15 protein-coding genes are annotated in these 15,645 nt (G+C 70.0%); 5 read left to right on the top strand and 10 right to left on the bottom strand.

All coding sequences use genetic code 11. The features are described from left to right. The first annotated feature begins 81 nt into the window (after positions 1–81). The gene (locus OG990_RS23965; protein ID WP_406077230.1) at positions 82–987 is read left to right on the top strand and encodes a hypothetical protein; all 906 of its coding nucleotides are present in this window, start codon (positions 82–84) and stop codon (positions 985–987) included. A 65-nt stretch (positions 988–1,052) separates the two neighbouring features. Here the strand turns inward: OG990_RS23965 and OG990_RS23960 are convergent, their stop codons facing one another. The 3 genes from OG990_RS23960 to OG990_RS23950 all read right to left on the bottom strand — a co-directional run bounded on the left by OG990_RS23960 (position 1,053) and on the right by OG990_RS23950 (position 3,106). After that, positions 1,053–1,274, bottom strand: a complete 222-nt coding sequence (locus tag OG990_RS23960; protein ID WP_328423971.1) for a hypothetical protein — start codon at positions 1,272–1,274, stop codon at positions 1,053–1,055. A 129-nt stretch (positions 1,275–1,403) separates the two neighbouring features. Beyond that, positions 1,404–2,018 carry a hypothetical protein gene (locus OG990_RS23955; protein ID WP_406077229.1) on the bottom strand — a complete coding sequence of 205 codons (615 nt, stop codon included), beginning with the start codon at positions 2,016–2,018 and terminating at the stop codon, positions 1,404–1,406. Continuing rightward, positions 2,015–3,106 (bottom strand): helix-turn-helix domain-containing protein, encoded by a 1,092-nt coding sequence (locus OG990_RS23950; RefSeq protein WP_406077228.1) that lies wholly within the window; start codon positions 3,104–3,106, stop codon positions 2,015–2,017. Before OG990_RS23950 ends, OG990_RS23955 begins: the two co-directional genes overlap by 4 nt. A 198-nt stretch (positions 3,107–3,304) precedes the next feature. Between OG990_RS23950 and OG990_RS23945 the strand changes: the two genes are divergently transcribed. After that, positions 3,305–3,934 (top strand): hypothetical protein, encoded by a 630-nt coding sequence (locus OG990_RS23945; protein ID WP_406077227.1) that lies wholly within the window; start codon positions 3,305–3,307, stop codon positions 3,932–3,934. A gap of 5 nt (positions 3,935–3,939) precedes the next feature. Here the strand turns inward: OG990_RS23945 and OG990_RS23940 are convergent, their stop codons facing one another. Beyond that, the gene (locus OG990_RS23940) at positions 3,940–4,308 is read right to left on the bottom strand and encodes a DUF4180 domain-containing protein (RefSeq protein WP_328423975.1); all 369 of its coding nucleotides are present in this window, start codon (positions 4,306–4,308) and stop codon (positions 3,940–3,942) included. Beyond that, positions 4,301–4,753: a helix-turn-helix domain-containing protein gene (locus OG990_RS23935; RefSeq protein WP_406077226.1), complete on the bottom strand. Its 453-nt coding sequence runs from the start codon at positions 4,751–4,753 to the stop codon at positions 4,301–4,303. The genes OG990_RS23940 and OG990_RS23935 overlap by 8 nt, the downstream gene beginning before the upstream one ends. A gap of 172 nt (positions 4,754–4,925) precedes the next feature. On the opposite strand from OG990_RS23935, the gene OG990_RS23930 reads away from it, so the two are divergent. Then, positions 4,926–8,258 (top strand): ATP-binding protein, encoded by a 3,333-nt coding sequence (locus OG990_RS23930; protein WP_406077225.1) that lies wholly within the window; start codon positions 4,926–4,928, stop codon positions 8,256–8,258. A gap of 105 nt (positions 8,259–8,363) precedes the next feature. Here the strand turns inward: OG990_RS23930 and OG990_RS23925 are convergent, their stop codons facing one another. Together OG990_RS23925 and OG990_RS23920 are read right to left on the bottom strand one after the other, a co-directional pair. Continuing rightward, entirely contained in the window at positions 8,364–9,329 is a 966-nt protein-coding gene (locus OG990_RS23925; protein ID WP_406077224.1) for an alpha/beta hydrolase, read from the bottom strand. 49 nt (positions 9,330–9,378) lie between these two features. Further along, the gene (locus OG990_RS23920) at positions 9,379–9,684 is read right to left on the bottom strand and encodes a putative quinol monooxygenase (RefSeq protein ID WP_406077223.1); all 306 of its coding nucleotides are present in this window, start codon (positions 9,682–9,684) and stop codon (positions 9,379–9,381) included. Between the two features lie 157 nt (positions 9,685–9,841). On the opposite strand from OG990_RS23920, the gene OG990_RS23915 reads away from it, so the two are divergent. Continuing rightward, positions 9,842–10,747: an AraC family transcriptional regulator N-terminal domain-containing protein gene (locus OG990_RS23915; protein WP_406077222.1), complete on the top strand. Its 906-nt coding sequence runs from the start codon at positions 9,842–9,844 to the stop codon at positions 10,745–10,747. A gap of 83 nt (positions 10,748–10,830) precedes the next feature. Here OG990_RS23915 and OG990_RS23910 read toward each other — a convergent pair whose 3' ends face one another. From OG990_RS23910 to OG990_RS23900, 3 genes are read right to left on the bottom strand one after another with little or no spacing between them, the layout of a single operon-like run. Continuing rightward, positions 10,831–11,688 carry an ABC transporter permease gene (locus OG990_RS23910; RefSeq protein WP_328423992.1) on the bottom strand — a complete coding sequence of 286 codons (858 nt, stop codon included), beginning with the start codon at positions 11,686–11,688 and terminating at the stop codon, positions 10,831–10,833. Then, entirely contained in the window at positions 11,685–12,698 is a 1,014-nt protein-coding gene (locus OG990_RS23905; protein ID WP_328423994.1) for an ATP-binding cassette domain-containing protein, read from the bottom strand. The genes OG990_RS23910 and OG990_RS23905 overlap by 4 nt, the downstream gene beginning before the upstream one ends. Positions 12,699–12,723: 25 nt before the next feature. Further along, a complete protein-coding gene (locus OG990_RS23900) occupies positions 12,724–13,278 on the bottom strand; it encodes an NADPH-dependent FMN reductase (RefSeq protein WP_406077221.1) in 555 nt (184 codons plus the stop codon). A 496-nt stretch (positions 13,279–13,774) separates the two neighbouring features. Between OG990_RS23900 and OG990_RS23895 the strand changes: the two genes are divergently transcribed. Then, positions 13,775–15,640 (top strand): hypothetical protein, encoded by a 1,866-nt coding sequence (locus tag OG990_RS23895; RefSeq protein ID WP_406077220.1) that lies wholly within the window; start codon positions 13,775–13,777, stop codon positions 15,638–15,640. Positions 15,641–15,645: the final 5 nt, after the last annotated feature.

Genomic DNA, 15,645 nt, shown 5'->3' with positions numbered 1-15,645 from the left:
CGTCATCGCGAACGGCCTTGGTGTCGGCGCCGGTTTCCCGAACCGCGCACCCGCAGCCCAGGCCTCAGACGGGAGAAACAGATGCGTGTTCAGAAGGAATCCCGACGGTTCGGTGCCCGAGCGTCCGTACTCGTGCTCGGTCTTGTCGTGGCAGGCGCGGTGCTCGCCCCGGCGAGCCCGGCGTCCGCCGCGGTCCCCGGTCTGGTGCGGGTCTCCGTGACCAGCGTCAGCAACTCGGCCGACTTCCACAGCGCCACGGCGACCTGCCCGACCGGGAAGGTGCTGACCGGTACGGGATACGAGCTGAACGGGGTGACCGGTGAGGGCATCGTCGACGACCTGCGCCCCAACGGCGGCCCGGCCACCGCGCCGACGGCGGTCACCGTGGGCGCGTACGAGACGGAGGCGTTCGCCGGCAACTGGTCGGTGACGGCGTACGCGATCTGCGCCAACCCGGTGCCCGGTCTGGTGCGGGTCTCCACGACCAGCGTCAGCGACTCCGCCGACTTCCACAGCACCACGGCGACCTGCCCGGTCGGGAAGGTGCTGACCGGTACGGGCTACGAGTTGAATGGCGTGACCGGCGAGGGTGTCGTCGACGACTTCCGCCCCAACGGAGGCGTCGCCGCGGCACCGACCTCGGTCACCGTCGGCGCCTACGAGTCGGACGCCACCGCCCTGAACTGGTCCGCGACCGCGTACGCCATCTGCGCCAACTCGCTGCCCGGCCTGGTGCGCGCGTCCACGGTGGGCACCAGCAACTCCCTCGACTTCCGCAGCGTCGTCGCGACCTGCCCGATCGGGAAGGTGATGACCGGCGCCGGCTACGAGCTGAACGGGGTCACCGGCGAGGGCATCGTGGACGACTTCCGCCCCAACGGCGGTCCGGCAACCGCCCCGACGTCGGCCGCCTCGGGCGCATACGAGGAGGACGCGTTCGCCGGGAACTGGTCCGACACGGCGTACGCCATCTGCGCGACGGCGTAGCAACCACGCATCCGGTGCAGCCGCCGCACGCATCCGCGGGGCGGCTGCACCGGTGACGTGTCAGGTCAGGAGCCGCCCTGGCGGTGCACCCGCCCCTCCCGGGCGACCGTGGAGCGGCCCTGGTCGCGCTCAGTTCCGGCGGAGCCGGTCGCGGTACGGCGGTGCCGTTGATCGGGCGAGTGCTCCATGGGCGAGCCCTGGCGGCCAGGAGCGCCGCTGCCCGGATGCCGCCGGCCTCGTGCCGACTCGCCGCCGCTGTCGTGTTTGTTCTGCTTGTGGCTACCCATGCAACGCGCGTACCCGGTCGCTCGGCGGCTAGTCCTGAGCCCGGTCGGGGCCGTGGTGGCGGGCAGCCCAGTTCGACACCACACCAGGTGGGCAACCCAGTCGGCAGGCGCCGGTGGCCGGTGGACGAGCTACTCGACCTGCTGAATAGTCGGGGGCCGCATCGGGCCAGGAATGTAAGGGGATCGGCTGAGCTGGAGCAGCCCGGCCTTGCGCGCGTATGAAGGGAACTCCGCCCCGGTGCACGGCAGTCGATGCTGTGTCTCCCGCAGTGCATCGATGATGGCACCGGCGTTGACTTCTGTGAGCCTGCCGGACCGGCATCTATCCGCGAGAAGCCATATCGTGCCGTGCACCTCCAGGCCGTAGGCGCGGCCGACCCTGGTAGCGGTGCGGTCGTCCGTGACTGCCGTACCGCCGTGCATCTCTGCCGCAGCGAAGACGCTCGCCTCGCCGACGTCTCGTCTGTCGGCGCCGATGCGGCGTACCCAATCCGAGAAGCAATGGATCTCGGCGATCGTGTCGAGTGCGATGACGTCGATCCAGGCAAGCCTCAGTGCCGCCGTGAGAGCGGGCTCCCGCTCGGCACTGGTACGAAGCTCGTCGAGTACGACGGCGGTGGTAGCGGCACGCCTTCCGACAATCATGTCCGCCAGCACGTCGAGTCGGTCGGCGAGGGCGAAGTGGTGCAGCACGGTGGTGTCGAAGACGAGCAGGGGCTCGCTATCCCGAGCTGCGGGGCTCACGGTGTCAGGTCTGTCTCATCGCGTGCGGGCAGATCGTCCAGTCCGATTTGGCCATGCAGGAGTTCGACCGCGCGGGCGTCCGATACGAGATGTCGACGCCATGCCTCCATGACGGCATGTGAGTAACCCGGCGGTACGCGAATGGCGTCCAGATCTGGCTGGGGCGCCCAGCCGACCGCGTCCATGATCTCCGCCCGGGTTGGCGTGGTCCGGCTCCAGCGGGCCGATGTCATATCGAGCCACCCAGCTCGTTCCGCCTGGCGCAGCGCCAGCGACCACGACGTTCGGTAGTGCGCGGTAAGCCGGATCATCTCTTCACGAGAGGCTGCCCGGCTGCTGACATCTCCGAACGCGGCGACCGGAAGGAGAAGTTCGGCGGCGAAAGCGTTGATCAGGCTTTCCCGGTCGGCGCGGGACACGTGTACGGCCAGATCGCTGGAGTATTCGTCGCCCAACACCAGGTGGCCCAGTTCGTGGGCTGCGGTAGCTCGACGTCTTCCGGGATCTCCCTCGACGCTGACGACCGACACCGCCAGGTCCCCGTCCACCATCGATGCGCCTTCGCCGGGCAGGTCGCTGACGAGGACGTACTGGCCGCTGCGTTCGCAGAACCCCATCAGGGTGTCGATGGGCTCTGTGCCGATACCGCGGATGTCGCGCAGCCATTGAGCAGCGGCGCGGGCATCCTCGTCGGAGGTGACGCTGCCCTCGTACCGCACGGGGTTGATGAGGGTGAGTGTGCCGGCGTCAAGGAGTTGACGGACGTCCCTGAGCCAGGAGGCGAGCGTGATCTCCAGCCGTTGAGAACGCCTCGCCACGTCCGTGTCGTTGTCCTCGGCGAGAAGTTCCGAGCGGCGCGAGATCACCGCGGGCCGTCGCTCAAGCAGATGATCGATGGGTACATCGAGTGCGGCCGCGAGCCGGATCAGTTCCAACGCGTCCACACGCCGGACACCCGACTCGATCTTAGCGATCATGGTGCGATCCAGGCCGAGCTGAGCACCCAGTTCGGCCTGGGAGAGGCCAGCCCCGAGCCGGGTCTGGCGCACCTGCTCGCCGACCGTCGTCCAGTCGCCGGTTTCGGTCATGGTGCGATAATCGCACGCCCTCCTGCTCCGCGTCTTCACCGCAGCTAATTGACGTTGGCGAAATCGGATGGTGGTGCACGCCCCTCGATACCCCGATATGGCGTCAGCGGTCAGCGTGTGGGAGTGCCCAGCCCTAGCGTTCGGGCGACGGAGATGCCTGCCTGCCGCAGGCTGCTCCGCGATTCGAGGGAGACAGTCATGACGATGGCCGGCGAATTGACGTTGCCGGGGGAGCAGGCTCCGATCACCGTCCATCCGGATCGGTGGCGGGCAGCGTTGCCACCAGACGCGTGGCCTGACAACCTTCCATTGAGCGGCGACGTCTGGCGGCGCGACGTCTTCGCGGTGGCCGATGCCTACCGGGCGGGTTCCGCAAGCCCTCGGCAACTGCTGACCGCCGTGCTGATGTGGGGCTACGGACCCATCGGGTACGGGCCCTGGCGCGCCGCCAAGTCGCTCGACGCCGATCCGGACGGCCAGCGCCTGGCCCACGCCCTTGAAGAAGTGTCGGCGCCGGACGAGGACGCGCTGCGTACGGCGTACCGACGCTTCCGCGACCCCAACCACGCTCGCCTGCCGTGGTTGGGGCCGGGCTTGTTCACGAAGGTCCTCTACTTCGTCGGCTACCGGCGAGGGGTGGGCGGTGTGCAGCCGCTGATCCTCGACCGCGTGGTCGCCAGCCACCTCCCCGCCGAGGCCGGCGTCGGTCGCCGAAACGGCTGGTCGTCCGAGGAATGGCTGGCGTATCTGCGCTGGGCGGCCGAGCAGGCGCAGGCCAGAGGCATTGAACCGGACGCGGTCGAGATGGCCGTCGGCGACAACCGCTGAGGCGGCTACGACACAGCGCGGAGGCGGGCGTCGAGGGCGTCGAGGTCGGGGACGAACCAGATGTGGTCGGCCCGGTTCGACTCGTGCACCAGGGCGCGCAGCGCCGAGCTCTCCGCCAGGTGAGCCGAGATGTCGCCGACCACGGCCAGCCGCAGCCGGTAGTTCACGAACTTCTGCATCACCTCGCCGGCGAAGCGGGTGCCCAGCGAGAAGAAGCGTTCGTCGAACCGGCTGGCCGGCATGGCCACCACCTGGGCGCCGAGGAAGGCCGCGCCGATCAGGTCCAGCGCGTCCTGCTCGGTGGCTATCGGCGGGCCGGCCGGGTCGCAGACCAGCACCTGCACGCCGACGCGTTCCTGGACCTCGTCAGGCATCGTTGACCTCCCGGTCGAACAGGCCGTTGTCGGCGTTGAGTACGGCGTCGAGCAGATGCAGCAACTCGGCGGTGGCGGCGGGATCGCCCAGGATGATGATCTTCAAGCGGTGCCGCTCCTCGTCGTGCACGGTCTGCACCCGTAGCGGGTTCGCCGGGTCGTGGCCGGTGTTGGCGCTGGCGAGCATGAGCGTGCCGAGTCGGTCGGCGGCGGCCCGGTCGACGCCGTCGATCTGCACGATGCTCGACACCTCCGCCGGTCCGGCGGTCGTGGTGGCGGTGCGGGTCTGCCCGGTGAACGCGTCGAGGTCGCTGGCGGCGATGCGGTACTGCTTGCCGATCCGCACCGCCCTCAGCCGGCCGGCCCGGATGTAGCCCCGCACCGTGCGCACGTGCAGGTCGAGCCGGTCGGCGACCTGCTCTACCGAGTACATGTCGTCCTTCATCACTCCCTACCCTACCTCGATAGGGAAGGTTAGGGAGTGATGGGGAGTGCACCCTGACGGCATCAACTCCAAAGGGCCTGGGGCCACCAGGGTCACCACCGGCGGCGGCCTCAGCAACGACCAGGAAAAGCAGCCGACCGCTGTCAGACGGTTCCAGTACCGTCTGGAAACCATGGACGCGCGGCTCGGCGACGCCATCATCGGGCGGGATCATCCCGCGGGTCTGTTGCGCGCTGAGCTGGATCGGGCCGCTACCAGCCACGGCGGTCTCGTCCTGGTCACCGGCGAGCCGGGCATCGGCAAGACGACCCTGGTCACGGCGGCGGCCCGGGAGGCCCGGCAACGCGGCGCGCTGGTGCTCGGCGCCGCCTGCTGGGATTCCGACAGCGCCCCCGGCTACTGGCCGTGGGTGCAGGTGCTGCGCGGCCTGCAACGCTCCGCCGACGACTGGGCGGTGGCGCGCCCGGCCGCGGAGCCGGCTCTCGCGGCCCTGCTCGGCGAGGCCGACACCAGCGGCGAGCAGGTCGGCCGCACCGCCAGTTGGGCCGGCGTTGACACGGGCGCGGACATCGGCGACCGCGAGGCTTTCGCCCTGTACGACGCGGTGACCGCCGCGCTGGTCGCGGTCTCCCAGGAGCGGCCGGTCGTGGTCGTTCTCGACGACCTGCACTGGGCCGACCCGGCCTCGCTGCGGCTGCTGGGGTTCGCCGCCCAGCACACCTGGTTCGAACGGCTGCTGCTGATCGGCACCTACCGTGACGCGGAGGTCGAGTCGGGCGAGCACCCGCTGCGTCCGCTGCTGATGCCGCTGGTCACGAAGGCGACCACCATCACCCTCACCGGCCTGTCGCGGGACGAGGTGGCCGCGCTGATGGCCCGTACTGCCGGGCGGGAGCCCGACGCCGGTCTGGTCGACGAGGTGCACCGCCGTACCGGGGGCAATCCGTTCTTCATCGAGCAGACCGCCCGGTTGTGGCGCGCCGACGGTGCGGGCGGCACGATCGCACCCGGCGTACGGGAGGCGGTCCGGCGTCGGCTGGCCCAGTTGCCCCCGGCCGTGGTCGAGGCGCTCACCGTCGCCGCCGTGTTGGGCCGGGAGTTTCACCGTCAGGTCCTGGCGGCCAGCGTGGCGGCGCCGGCCGCCCAGGTGGACCGGCTGCTCGATCGGGCGGTGACCGCCCGACTGGTGGTCGCCCGGGGCGGCGGCCGCTTCGCCTTCGCCCATGACCTGGTCCGGGAGACGCTCTACGACGGGCTCACCGAGGAGGACCGTCGGGCCCGGCATGCCGGCGTCGTCCGGGCGGTCGACGCTCTGGCGGAGCTCACCGAGCGGCTGATCCCGGCCGACCTGGCCCGCCACGCCTACCTGGCCGGCCCAGCGCTCGACCGGGCCCGGGTCACTGAGCTGCTGGTCGCCGCGGCACGGCATGCGTTCTCCCGGCTCGCCATCGACGAGGCGGGGGTGCACTTCGGCCGGGCGCTGGAGGTCGTCGAGGACCGGGCACAGCGGGTCCGGATCCTGGTCGAGTTCGGTCAGCTGCGCTACCACCACGCCGGCCGGGAGGAGGCCGGGCAGTTCCTGGCCGAGGCCGCAAAGCTGGCCCGCACGCTCGACGACCCGGTCCTGCTGGCCCGCGTCGCTCTCACCATCCATCGCACCCGACAGGTGGAGATTGGGCGCTCGGTCGAGGCGGCGGAGCTGGTGCGGGAGGCATACCGGCGGCTGATCGGCGAGCCGGATGGCACCGCGTCGGTCGGCACGTTGATCGCCGACCTGATCACCGCCACCGAGACGATCGCCCGCCGGGGCCGGGACGACGAGACGCTCACCTTCAGCCTGTGGGCCCGCCATGACACCACCTGGGGGTTGGGCACCGCCGGTGCACGGGCGGCGCTGACCGCCGAGATCCGGGACGTGGCCCGCCGCACCGGCGACCGGGAGACCGAGCTGTGGGCCACCTCGCTGCGCTGGGTGGCGCTGCTGGAGCTCGGCGACCCCTGCTTCGCCGAGGAGTTCACCTCCTTCGTCACCGCCGGCGAGCAGGACGACCTGGCCCGACCTCGGGTGGCGGCAGCCGTCGACGGTGGGATCATCGCGGCGTTCCGGGGTGACTTCGCCGAGGCCGATGAGCGTTTCGCCATTCTCACCGACCTGGCCGACCCGGGCCACGCCGAGTTCGCGTTCATGGGCCATCACGTGCTCTGGTCCCGGCTACTGCTGCAGGGCCGGTTCGACGAGGCCGCCACGCTGCTGAACGGGTTGGGTCCCACCGACTACCCCTATCGGGATCTGCTGCTGGCGATCACCGCGGCGGAGCGTGGTGACGACGAGGCGGCGGTCCGACTGACCGCCGGCATCGAGGCCGCCGGCATCCGGTACCCGCGTCCGGTGTCGCCGCTGTGGCTGCGGCTGCGCGCGCAGGCCGCCGCGGCGTCGCGCGACCCGCAGCGCTGCGACGACGCACGAGCGGCGCTGACCCCCCACCGTGGACAGTGGACGGTGGGGCTCTTCGGCTGCGACATCAGCGGCCCCGTCGACCACTGGCTGGCGGTGGTCGACGCCGCACAGGAGCGCTGGGACGACGCCATCGCCGGTTTCATGGCAGCCCGCGACGCGGCCAACCGGATGGGCTCCCGGCCCTGGTCGCTCATTGCCAGCGCCGAGCTGGCGACCGCACTGGCCAGCCGCGACCAGCCGGGCGACGCCGCGACGGTGGCCGCACTGCGCGCGGCCACCGCCCGGGACGCCACCGCCCTCGACATGGCGCAGGTGCTCGACCGGCTCGGCGGCCCGGCACCCACCGGCGCTGCCAAGCCAGGCCAGGTCATCGCGTCGGGCCAGGTCATCGCGTCGGGCCAGGCCGTCGCGCCGCGCCAGGTCGTCAAGCCGGACCAGGCCGCCGGGTCAGGCCAGGCCATCGGGTCGCGCCAGGTCCCGCCGGCCGGAGCGCCGGTAGAGGAGTACGAGTTCCGCCGCGACGGGCCGGTCTGGCAACTCGCCTACGCCGGTGCCGTCGTACACCTGCCCGACGCCAAGGGGCTGCACGACCTGCACCTGCTGCTGAGCCGGCCCGGCAGTGACGTACCGGCGGTCGAACTGCTCGACCCGGCGGCCGGGCCGGAGTTGGTCGCCGCCCGCCGGATGGGTGGCGACCCGGTCCTCGACGACGAGGCGAAGGCCCGCTACCGACGGCACCTGGCGCGCCTCGACGAGGAGATCGACCGGGCTGCCGTGCGCGACGACGACCGGAAGGTGGCCGAGTTGGACGCCGAGCGCGGCGCGCTGCTCGACGAGCTGCGTGCGGCTGCCGGGCTGGCCGGCCGGAGTCGGCGGCTGGGCGACGAGGCCGAGCGGGCGCGCAAGACGGTCACCGCGCGGATCCGGGACGCGCTGCGCAAGCTCGACGAGCGGCACCCGGCGCTCGCCAGCCACCTGCGCGAGGCCGTCTCGACCGGCAGCACCTGCCGCTACCTGCCGACCCAGCCGCTGCGCTGGCGGCTCTGAAGACCGTGCGGCATGGACCCGGCCATCCGAGGGCCGGGATGCCGCGACTGACGCGGGTATCCACGGCCGGCGCGATGCCCGATCGGCGCCGGCCGTGGGTCCGGCTCAGTCCTTGTCAGGGCTGGGGTCCAGGACCCGGGCGAGCCAGTCGGTCTGGGTGCGCCGGGCCGCGGCCGAGACGCGGACATGCGGGAACAGCGCCGAGAATCCGTGGAAGCCACCGGCCCACAGGTGCAACTCCGCCTGGCCGCCGGCGGCCCAGATCCGGGTCGCGTAGGTGACGTCCTCGTCGCGGAAGACCTCGGCGGTCCCGGCGTCGATGTAGGTGGTCGGCAGGGCGGACAGGTCGTCCGCCAGTGCGGGTGAGACGTACGCGGAGACGTTCTCGCCGGGGTGCTCACCAAGGACGCTGCGCCAGCCGAATTCGTTCATCTCCCGGGTCCACACGCCGTCCAGCCCGCTGTACTGACGGCTGGAGGTGGTGGTGTTGCGGTGGTCGAGCATGGGGCACGACAGCAACTGGGCGGCGATGACCGGGGTGCCGAGGTCGCGAGCCATGAGCGTCACCCCTGCCGCGAGGCCACCTCCGGCGCTGGCACCGGCTACGACGATGCGGGCGGGGTCGATGTCGAGGTCCGCGGCGTTCTCGGCCACCCAGAGCAGGCCCTGGTAGCAGTCGTCGACCAGCGTCTCGCCAGTTGCTTCCGGGGCCAGCCGGTAATCCACGGAGACCACGACGGCGCCGAACAGGTCGAGCCATTCCAGCGGGACGTCGATGTTCGAGAAGCGGTCGCCCCACATCATCCCGCCGCCGTGGATCCAGTAGACGCAGGGCGCTCCAGCAGCACGATCGGTGGGGCTGAAGATGGACAGCGGGATCTGAACCCCGTCACCGGCCGGGACGGTGACCTCGCGCCGCTTCACCGCGCGGCCTTCCAGGTGGGTCTCGATCGGCGGTTGGGGGAAGTGGCGCAGCTGCTCGATCGTCTCGGGGCCTAGGGGCGGCATGGGCGGCAGCTCGGCCAGGGGCACGAGCAACTCGGGGTCGATGCCCGGTCGGGGGGTGTTCATCAGGGTCCTCTCGCTGATCAGGGTCGGGGTGATGGGTATGGTCGCCGGTTCAGAAGGTCGCCTTGCCGCCAACCGGCACCGCGTCGGTGTACGTCGACTCGCCGGCCAGCAGCGGCTGAAGCTTCGCGACCAGGGCCTGCGCCTGCTCGCCGCCGAAGAACGCGCTGTGCGCCTCGGCGCTGGTCCAGCCTTCGATGACGTGGACGACGTCAGGGTTGGAAGCCGAGCGGGACACCAGGAAGACGAGGCAGTCGTCGTGGGGCAGGGACGGCGCGTCGAGCAACAGCGTGATCAGCTCGTCAGCCTTTCCCGGCTGGGCGGTCATGGTGGCCTGGAACCCGTGCTGGGCAGTCATTGAAGTGTCTCCTGAATCATCGAGCTGCGATCAGCTCGTGGGAAATTGACACTCCTATGGAAGCATCGCCACCAGGGAAAACGTTAGACAGATGCTCTCTGCTTCTTGCCTGATCCTCCTGTTGTGGCGAGTATTGGCCTTGTGCTTCAATCGGGCTGTGGACCTCGAAGAGCTGCGGGCGTTGCTGGCCCGCCACGCCCGGCCGGACATGAGCACCGCCATCGACGGGGTGCTGATTTCGAAGGTCGAGCACCAGACCGCGCCGACCACGTCGATGTCGGGCACCGTGCTGGCACTCATCGCCCAGGGCGCCAAACAGATGGCGCTGGGCGACCGCGTGTACGAGTACCGCGCCGGTCAGTACCTTGTCGCGTCGGTCGATCTGCCGGTCACCGGCCACTTCACCCAAGCCAGTGCCGACTCGCCGGCTCTCGGGTTCGGGCTGGTGCTGCACCCGGCCACGGTCGCGGAGTTGCTGTTGCAGGCGGCACCGGGCGATCTCCCGCCCCTGACCGGCGGGACGCCGTCGGGGATGGTGGTCAGCGACGCTCCCGACGAACTCGGCGACGCGGTGATCCGACTGCTTCGGCTGCTGGACCGGCCGCGGGACGTCAGGGTGCTCGCGCCCCTGATCAAACGGGAGATCCTGTGGCTGCTGCTCGCCGGCGAGCAGGGTGCCGCCGTCCGGCAACTCGGTCTGGCCGACAGCAGCCTCAGTCACGTCGCCCGGGCGGTCCGGTGGATCCGCGATCACTATGCGCAGCCGTTCCGGGTGGAGGATCTGGCGCGGCTGTCGGGGATGAGCGTGTCGGCGTTCTACCGCAACTTCCAGGCCGTGACCGCCATGAGCCCGATCCAGTTCCAGAAGCAGATTCGGTTGCAGGAGGCGCGGCTCCTTCTCGCCACACACCCCAACGACGTCACCGGGGTGGGCATCCGCGTCGGTTACGAGAGCCCGTCGCAGTTCAGCCGCGAATATCGTCGCCAGTTCGGCGCGCCTCCCAGCCAGGACGCCGCCCGCCTGCACGGCATTACCCGCGCCGATGTGCCGGCGGTCGTCTGACGCCGGCGGACACACCTCGGTGGTCAGACGACCGGCGACGGGCGCCGCCACGTCGGTGGCGGCGCCCGTCGATCAGAGCAGGGTCAGCGGCGGTTGTAGCGGTACATGGTGAGCGTGCCGAAGACGACCACGAACCCGACGCTCCACACCAGCAACCACATCGTGGCCGACGCATCCGACGAGCCGGACATGGCCGCGCGCACCGCGGCCACCAGCTGCGTCACCGGGTTGACGTTCACGAACGCCTGGAGCCAGCCGGGCATGGTGCTCGGCTCGACGAAGACGTTGCTCAGGAACGTCAACGGGAACAGCACCATCATGCTGACGCCCATCACCGACTTCTCGCTGCGCAGGACCAGCCCGAAGAACGTCCACACCCAGGAGAACGCGAACGAGAAGACCACCAACAGCCCGATCCCGGCGGCGACGCCGCCCACCCCACCGTCGGGACGGAACCCGAGCGCCAGCCCGACGCCGAGGATCACCAGGGAGGCGAGGATGTACCGCAGCACGTCGCCGAAGATCATGCCGACCAGGGCGGCCGGCCGCCAGACCGGCAGCGTCCGGAACCGGTCGAAGATGCCCTTCTCGATGTCGGTGTTGAGGCCGACGCCGGTGTACATGGTGATCATCACGACGCTGGTGACCATGATGCCGGGCAGGAAGAACTGCAGGTAGTCGCGCGGGCTGTCGGCGAGGGCGCCGCCGAACAGGTACGTGAACATCAGCACCATGATGATCGGGAACGCGGTCACGTCGAAGAGCTGCTCCGGCACGTGCTTGATCTTCAGCATGGCCCGCCAGCCGAAGATCAGCGACGCGCCCAGCGCGCTCGGCCGGGGGGGTCGTGCACCGGGCGCGAGCACGGTCGCCAGCGCCTCGGCGGACGGGACGTAGACGGACGGCGCCCGTTCGGTCGTGGTGGTGGTGGCCTCGCTCATCGGGCTGCCTCCAGCTGGTCGTCCCGCTCGTCGGCGGGCACGGCGGGGTGGTCGGTCAGGGCCAGGAAGACCTCGTCCAGGCTGGGCTGGCCGAGGGAGAAGTCGTCGACGACGATGCCGGCGCGGGCCAGGTCGCCAAGCGCGCGGGCGGCCTGCGCGCTGGCGTCGAGGTCGCTGCCGGCCTCGCCGACCCGAGCAACCAACGCGACCGGATCGGCTTCGAGCTGCACCGGTACGCCGAGTGCCGCCTGGAGCACCTTCTCCGCCTCAGGCCGCTGCCCCGGGTCCCGCAGTCGCAGGTGGACGGTGCCGGAGCCGACCGACGACTTCAGCTCGCCCGGGGTGCCCTCCGCGATCACCCGGCCGTGGTCGACGACCGCGATCCGCCCGGCGAGCTGATCGGCCTCGTCCAGGTACTGGGTGGTCAACAGCACCGTGGTGCCGTGTGCCACCACCGCCCGCACGATCTCCCACACCTGGTTGCGGCTGCGCGGGTCGAGACCGGTCGTCGGCTCGTCGAGGAAGAGCAGGTCGGGGGTGTTGAGGATGCTGGCGGCGATGTCGATGCGCCGCCGCATCCCACCCGAGTACTTCTTCACCTGGCGGTCGCTCGCCTCGGTCAGGCCGAACGCGGCGAGCAGGGCCGCCGCGCGGTCGCGGGCTGCCGGCTTGCGCAGGCCGAGCAGGCGGGCGAGGAGCACCAGGTTCTCCGTACCGGTCAGGTCCTCGTCGACGGAGGCGTACTGGCCGGTGAGGCTGACCCGGCTGCGGACGGCGTCGGCCTCGGTGACCACGTCGTGCCCGAAGACCCGCGCCTTGCCGCCATCGGGTCGCAGCAGCGTCGCGAGCACCCGGACCGCGGTGGTCTTACCCGCCCCGTTGGGGCCGAGCAGCCCGTAGACGGTGCCGGCGGGCACCTGGAGGTCGATGCCGGCCAGCGCCCGGGTGTCCCCGAACGAGCGGGTGAGCCCCTCGGCCTCGATGGCCAGGCCGGTGGTGCGTCTACTCATGATCCTTACCTTTCGTCAGACGTTTTCAGGAGGCGTACGGCCGGGCGGCGCGGCCGTCGCGCAACGCCAGACCCCACCAGCGGAGCTGGTCGAGCAGGACGCGGGTGTCCCGGCGTAGCTCGTCGGTGCACTGCGGCGTCGGTTCACCGGCGAGCAGGTCGATCCCGACGACGTCGCGCACCGTCATCGCGTGCAGCGCCGTGAAGACGGTGCGCAGTTGGTCGACCGCGTGCAGGCCGGTGGACCGGCAGCCGTACGACACGAAGCCGACCGGTTTGGCCTGCCACTCGTCGTACGCGTAGTCGATCGCCTGTTTCAAGGGTGCCGGGAAGCTGTGGTTGTACTCGGGGGTGACCACGACGAACGCGTCCGCCCGGCCGACCTCGCGGACGAACGCCCGGATGGACGGGGTCGGCTCGGCCGGATAGCTGGCCGGGAAGTCGTACTCGCTGAGGTCAACGACTGTCACCGTGAGGTCGTCGTGCCGCTCGGCCTGATCGACGAACCAGCGGGCGACTCTGTCTCCCGCCCGCCCCTCGCGGGTGCTGCCGACGATCACGGCGATCCTGAGCGGTGTCATCGTTTCCCCTCCCGGCTCCCGGACTCTCACCAGTCAGGCGCGAGGGGACGTCCGGCGGCCCGCTAGATCCGATCTAGCGGGCGCGGACTGCTTGTCGCCAATGGTGCCCTGATGCCCCAACCGAAGTCGACGACCGATGCTGGCCGTCCGGCTGTATCAGCCCTCTGACCAGTGCATCCAGTCGGCCAGATGGCAGTGTTGCGGCCATTCCATTGAGTTACGACGCCCGATGTTTGTACGTTTCCTGGCGGCGCGGGCAGGCAGGGGTGACCGTTCCGGTGAGGCCGCATCACGGTGTGGTAACAAGTATTAGCGGTGTAGATCTGTCGGCATTTAGCGCGCGTACCCACAACGGCAGGTCACAGTGTTCTCCGTCACACGAGTCTCTTCCTAAACATTGCGAGCTGTCCTATTTGGTCGGGACTTCGACATGGTTCGTGGTGCTGTAGCAGCGTGTACCCCCTCGGGTACTCATCGCTGTCGCAAGGCGGGGAGCGTGATGGTCATGGACGAGCCGCACTCCGTACGAAAGATGATGATGAACATTGCCTTCGCCGGGGCGGCCGCCGTTCTTGTCACCGCCGCAGGCGGCACAGGTTGGCTCCGTCACCGCCTCGATGCGTACGGCGAATGGTTCGTCCGCAACGGCAACCTGCTGGAGGGCCTCGCACGAACCCTCTGCCTGGCGGCGGCGCTCATCCTCGGCGGGGTGATCTTCTCGAGGTTGCGGCAGCGTCTGGGCGAGGAGAAGACCGTGGCGCAGCGCCCGGGACAACCCGACGTCCCGTGGTTGCAGCGCCTACAGGCGTCGGCGGCCGAGCGCCTCAGCGAGCAGGACCGCAAGGCGATCACGATGTTCGTGGAGCTCATCGTCGACCCGGCCCGCTCCCGCTCTCGGCTGGCGGAAACCGTCGACCTCGACGAGCGGGCGGTAAGGCAGCAGGTGTCGATCTCGTTCGCGCTGCCCGACGCCGAGGACGGCGGAAGGGCTCTCTACATCCCGATCCTGCAGCCGATAAAGGGCGAGCTGGTGGACAACTTCCAGCTCCAGTCGGCCGGCGGCAGTTCGTTGCCGACGCTCTCCTACGAGGAGACCACCAAGCTGGCTGCGGCGGGGCTTCGGCTCATCCTGATGGAGATCTTCGCCGCCAAGGATGCGCCTTCCCCGCCCAAGACACTGGACGAGCCCGTGCGCGCGGCCGAGCTGGCCATGCTTCAGATCGTGGCGACCCGTGGGCCACTGCACACCGGGCAGGTGCACCGACGGTTGGACGTCATTCTCGAGGAGATCAAATTTCCCGACGACGACAGCCGGGAACGCGTCCGCAAATACGTCGCGGCCCTTAGCTGGTCGTACCCGATCGTCGCGGTTGTCTCCACGGCTGACGCGTCCAGCGGGCGATTCCTGATCAAGTACGAGCGGACCTTCGTACCGGCGTCCCTGACCACGAGCTGGCGGGGGCTGCTCCGGCTCGGGCTCGGTCTCAAGCCGGACAAGGTGGCGATACCGGTGGAGCTGGCGCTCACCGCCGAGAGCTACCACCTGCGGGTCAACGCTCCGGCGAACAAGTACGTCATCAAGCAGTACCTGCAGTGCCGGCACTGCCGGGTCCTGCTGACTCGCCAGTGGCGCGGCAGGGCACCGGTCGGGATCCCCGCCGACGAGGACCGGGCCGGTAAGAAGCCCGACAACAAAAGGCACCTCTGCGCGCACGAGCTCGACCAGACGAGAAGTGCGACCGACGACGACCGGGTCACCGACCACCATTTCCGAGTTCGTCGCAAGCGCGGGCAAAACTTCGTGCATGTCTATATGCGGGGATATTCCCGGGCCGCGCCGAAACTGCGAGACCTGCAACTGATCACCACCTTCAAAGAAACCCCACCCGGCGCCCGTGGCCGCGCGGCGATCACCGCCCTGGCCACCACCCTCCTGCTCGCGGTTGCCGGCAACCTCCTGAACAGCCCGCAGGGCACCCAAGTGGGAGGTCTGCCGGCCCTGATGCTCGCGTTGCCGGCAGTGGCCGCCTCGTGGTTCGGCCTCTCGTCGGACAAGGACGCGCTGGTCGGTGGTTCACTGCTTGCGCGTCTGTCACTCGTCGTCAGCGGGGTGGTCTCGGTGATCGCGGTTGTGCTGTATCTCAGCTCCCCGCCACCGAACGCACCGGCACCGATCGCCGGGGGGAGCATCGCCGACCCGCTGACCTTCGTTGGAATCACTGACTGGCGTTGGATCACGCTCTGTATCGTCTCGGCGTTGAACCTGACCTATATCAGCTACCGGTTCGCGCTCAAGCTCGTGCACTTCAATGACCTGATAAGGCGCGAAGACCTTGGTGCTGGCGACTTCGCATGGCGATGATGAGA

This window comes from Micromonospora sp. NBC_00858 (assembly GCF_045207365.1).
Classification (GTDB): domain Bacteria; phylum Actinomycetota; class Actinomycetes; order Mycobacteriales; family Micromonosporaceae; genus Micromonospora.
The sequence above is the reverse complement of the archived record's forward strand: the minus strand, read 5'-3'. Positions and strand labels throughout refer to the sequence as shown.

Excerpts from the sequence above, each read along its gene's own strand:
- OG990_RS23965 (WP_406077230.1), top strand. The coding sequence starts at position 82 with ATGCGTGTTCAGAAGGAATCCCGACGGTTCGGTGCCCGAGCGTCCGTA.
- OG990_RS23905 (WP_328423994.1), bottom strand. The coding sequence starts at position 12,698 with ATGAGTAGACGCACCACCGGCCTGGCCATCGAGGCCGAGGGGCTCACC.
- OG990_RS23960 (WP_328423971.1), bottom strand. The coding sequence starts at position 1,274 with ATGGGTAGCCACAAGCAGAACAAACACGACAGCGGCGGCGAGTCGGCA.
- OG990_RS23910 (WP_328423992.1), bottom strand. The coding sequence starts at position 11,688 with ATGAGCGAGGCCACCACCACCACGACCGAACGGGCGCCGTCCGTCTAC.
- OG990_RS23950 (WP_406077228.1), bottom strand. The coding sequence starts at position 3,106 with ATGACCGAAACCGGCGACTGGACGACGGTCGGCGAGCAGGTGCGCCAG.
- OG990_RS23940 (WP_328423975.1), bottom strand. The coding sequence starts at position 4,308 with ATGCCTGACGAGGTCCAGGAACGCGTCGGCGTGCAGGTGCTGGTCTGC.
- OG990_RS23930 (WP_406077225.1), top strand. The coding sequence starts at position 4,926 with ATGGACGCGCGGCTCGGCGACGCCATCATCGGGCGGGATCATCCCGCG.
- OG990_RS23935 (WP_406077226.1), bottom strand. The coding sequence starts at position 4,753 with ATGAAGGACGACATGTACTCGGTAGAGCAGGTCGCCGACCGGCTCGAC.
- OG990_RS23945 (WP_406077227.1), top strand. The coding sequence starts at position 3,305 with ATGACGATGGCCGGCGAATTGACGTTGCCGGGGGAGCAGGCTCCGATC.
- OG990_RS23925 (WP_406077224.1), bottom strand. The coding sequence starts at position 9,329 with ATGAACACCCCCCGACCGGGCATCGACCCCGAGTTGCTCGTGCCCCTG.
- OG990_RS23900 (WP_406077221.1), bottom strand. The coding sequence starts at position 13,278 with ATGACACCGCTCAGGATCGCCGTGATCGTCGGCAGCACCCGCGAGGGG.
- OG990_RS23920 (WP_406077223.1), bottom strand. The coding sequence starts at position 9,684 with ATGACTGCCCAGCACGGGTTCCAGGCCACCATGACCGCCCAGCCGGGA.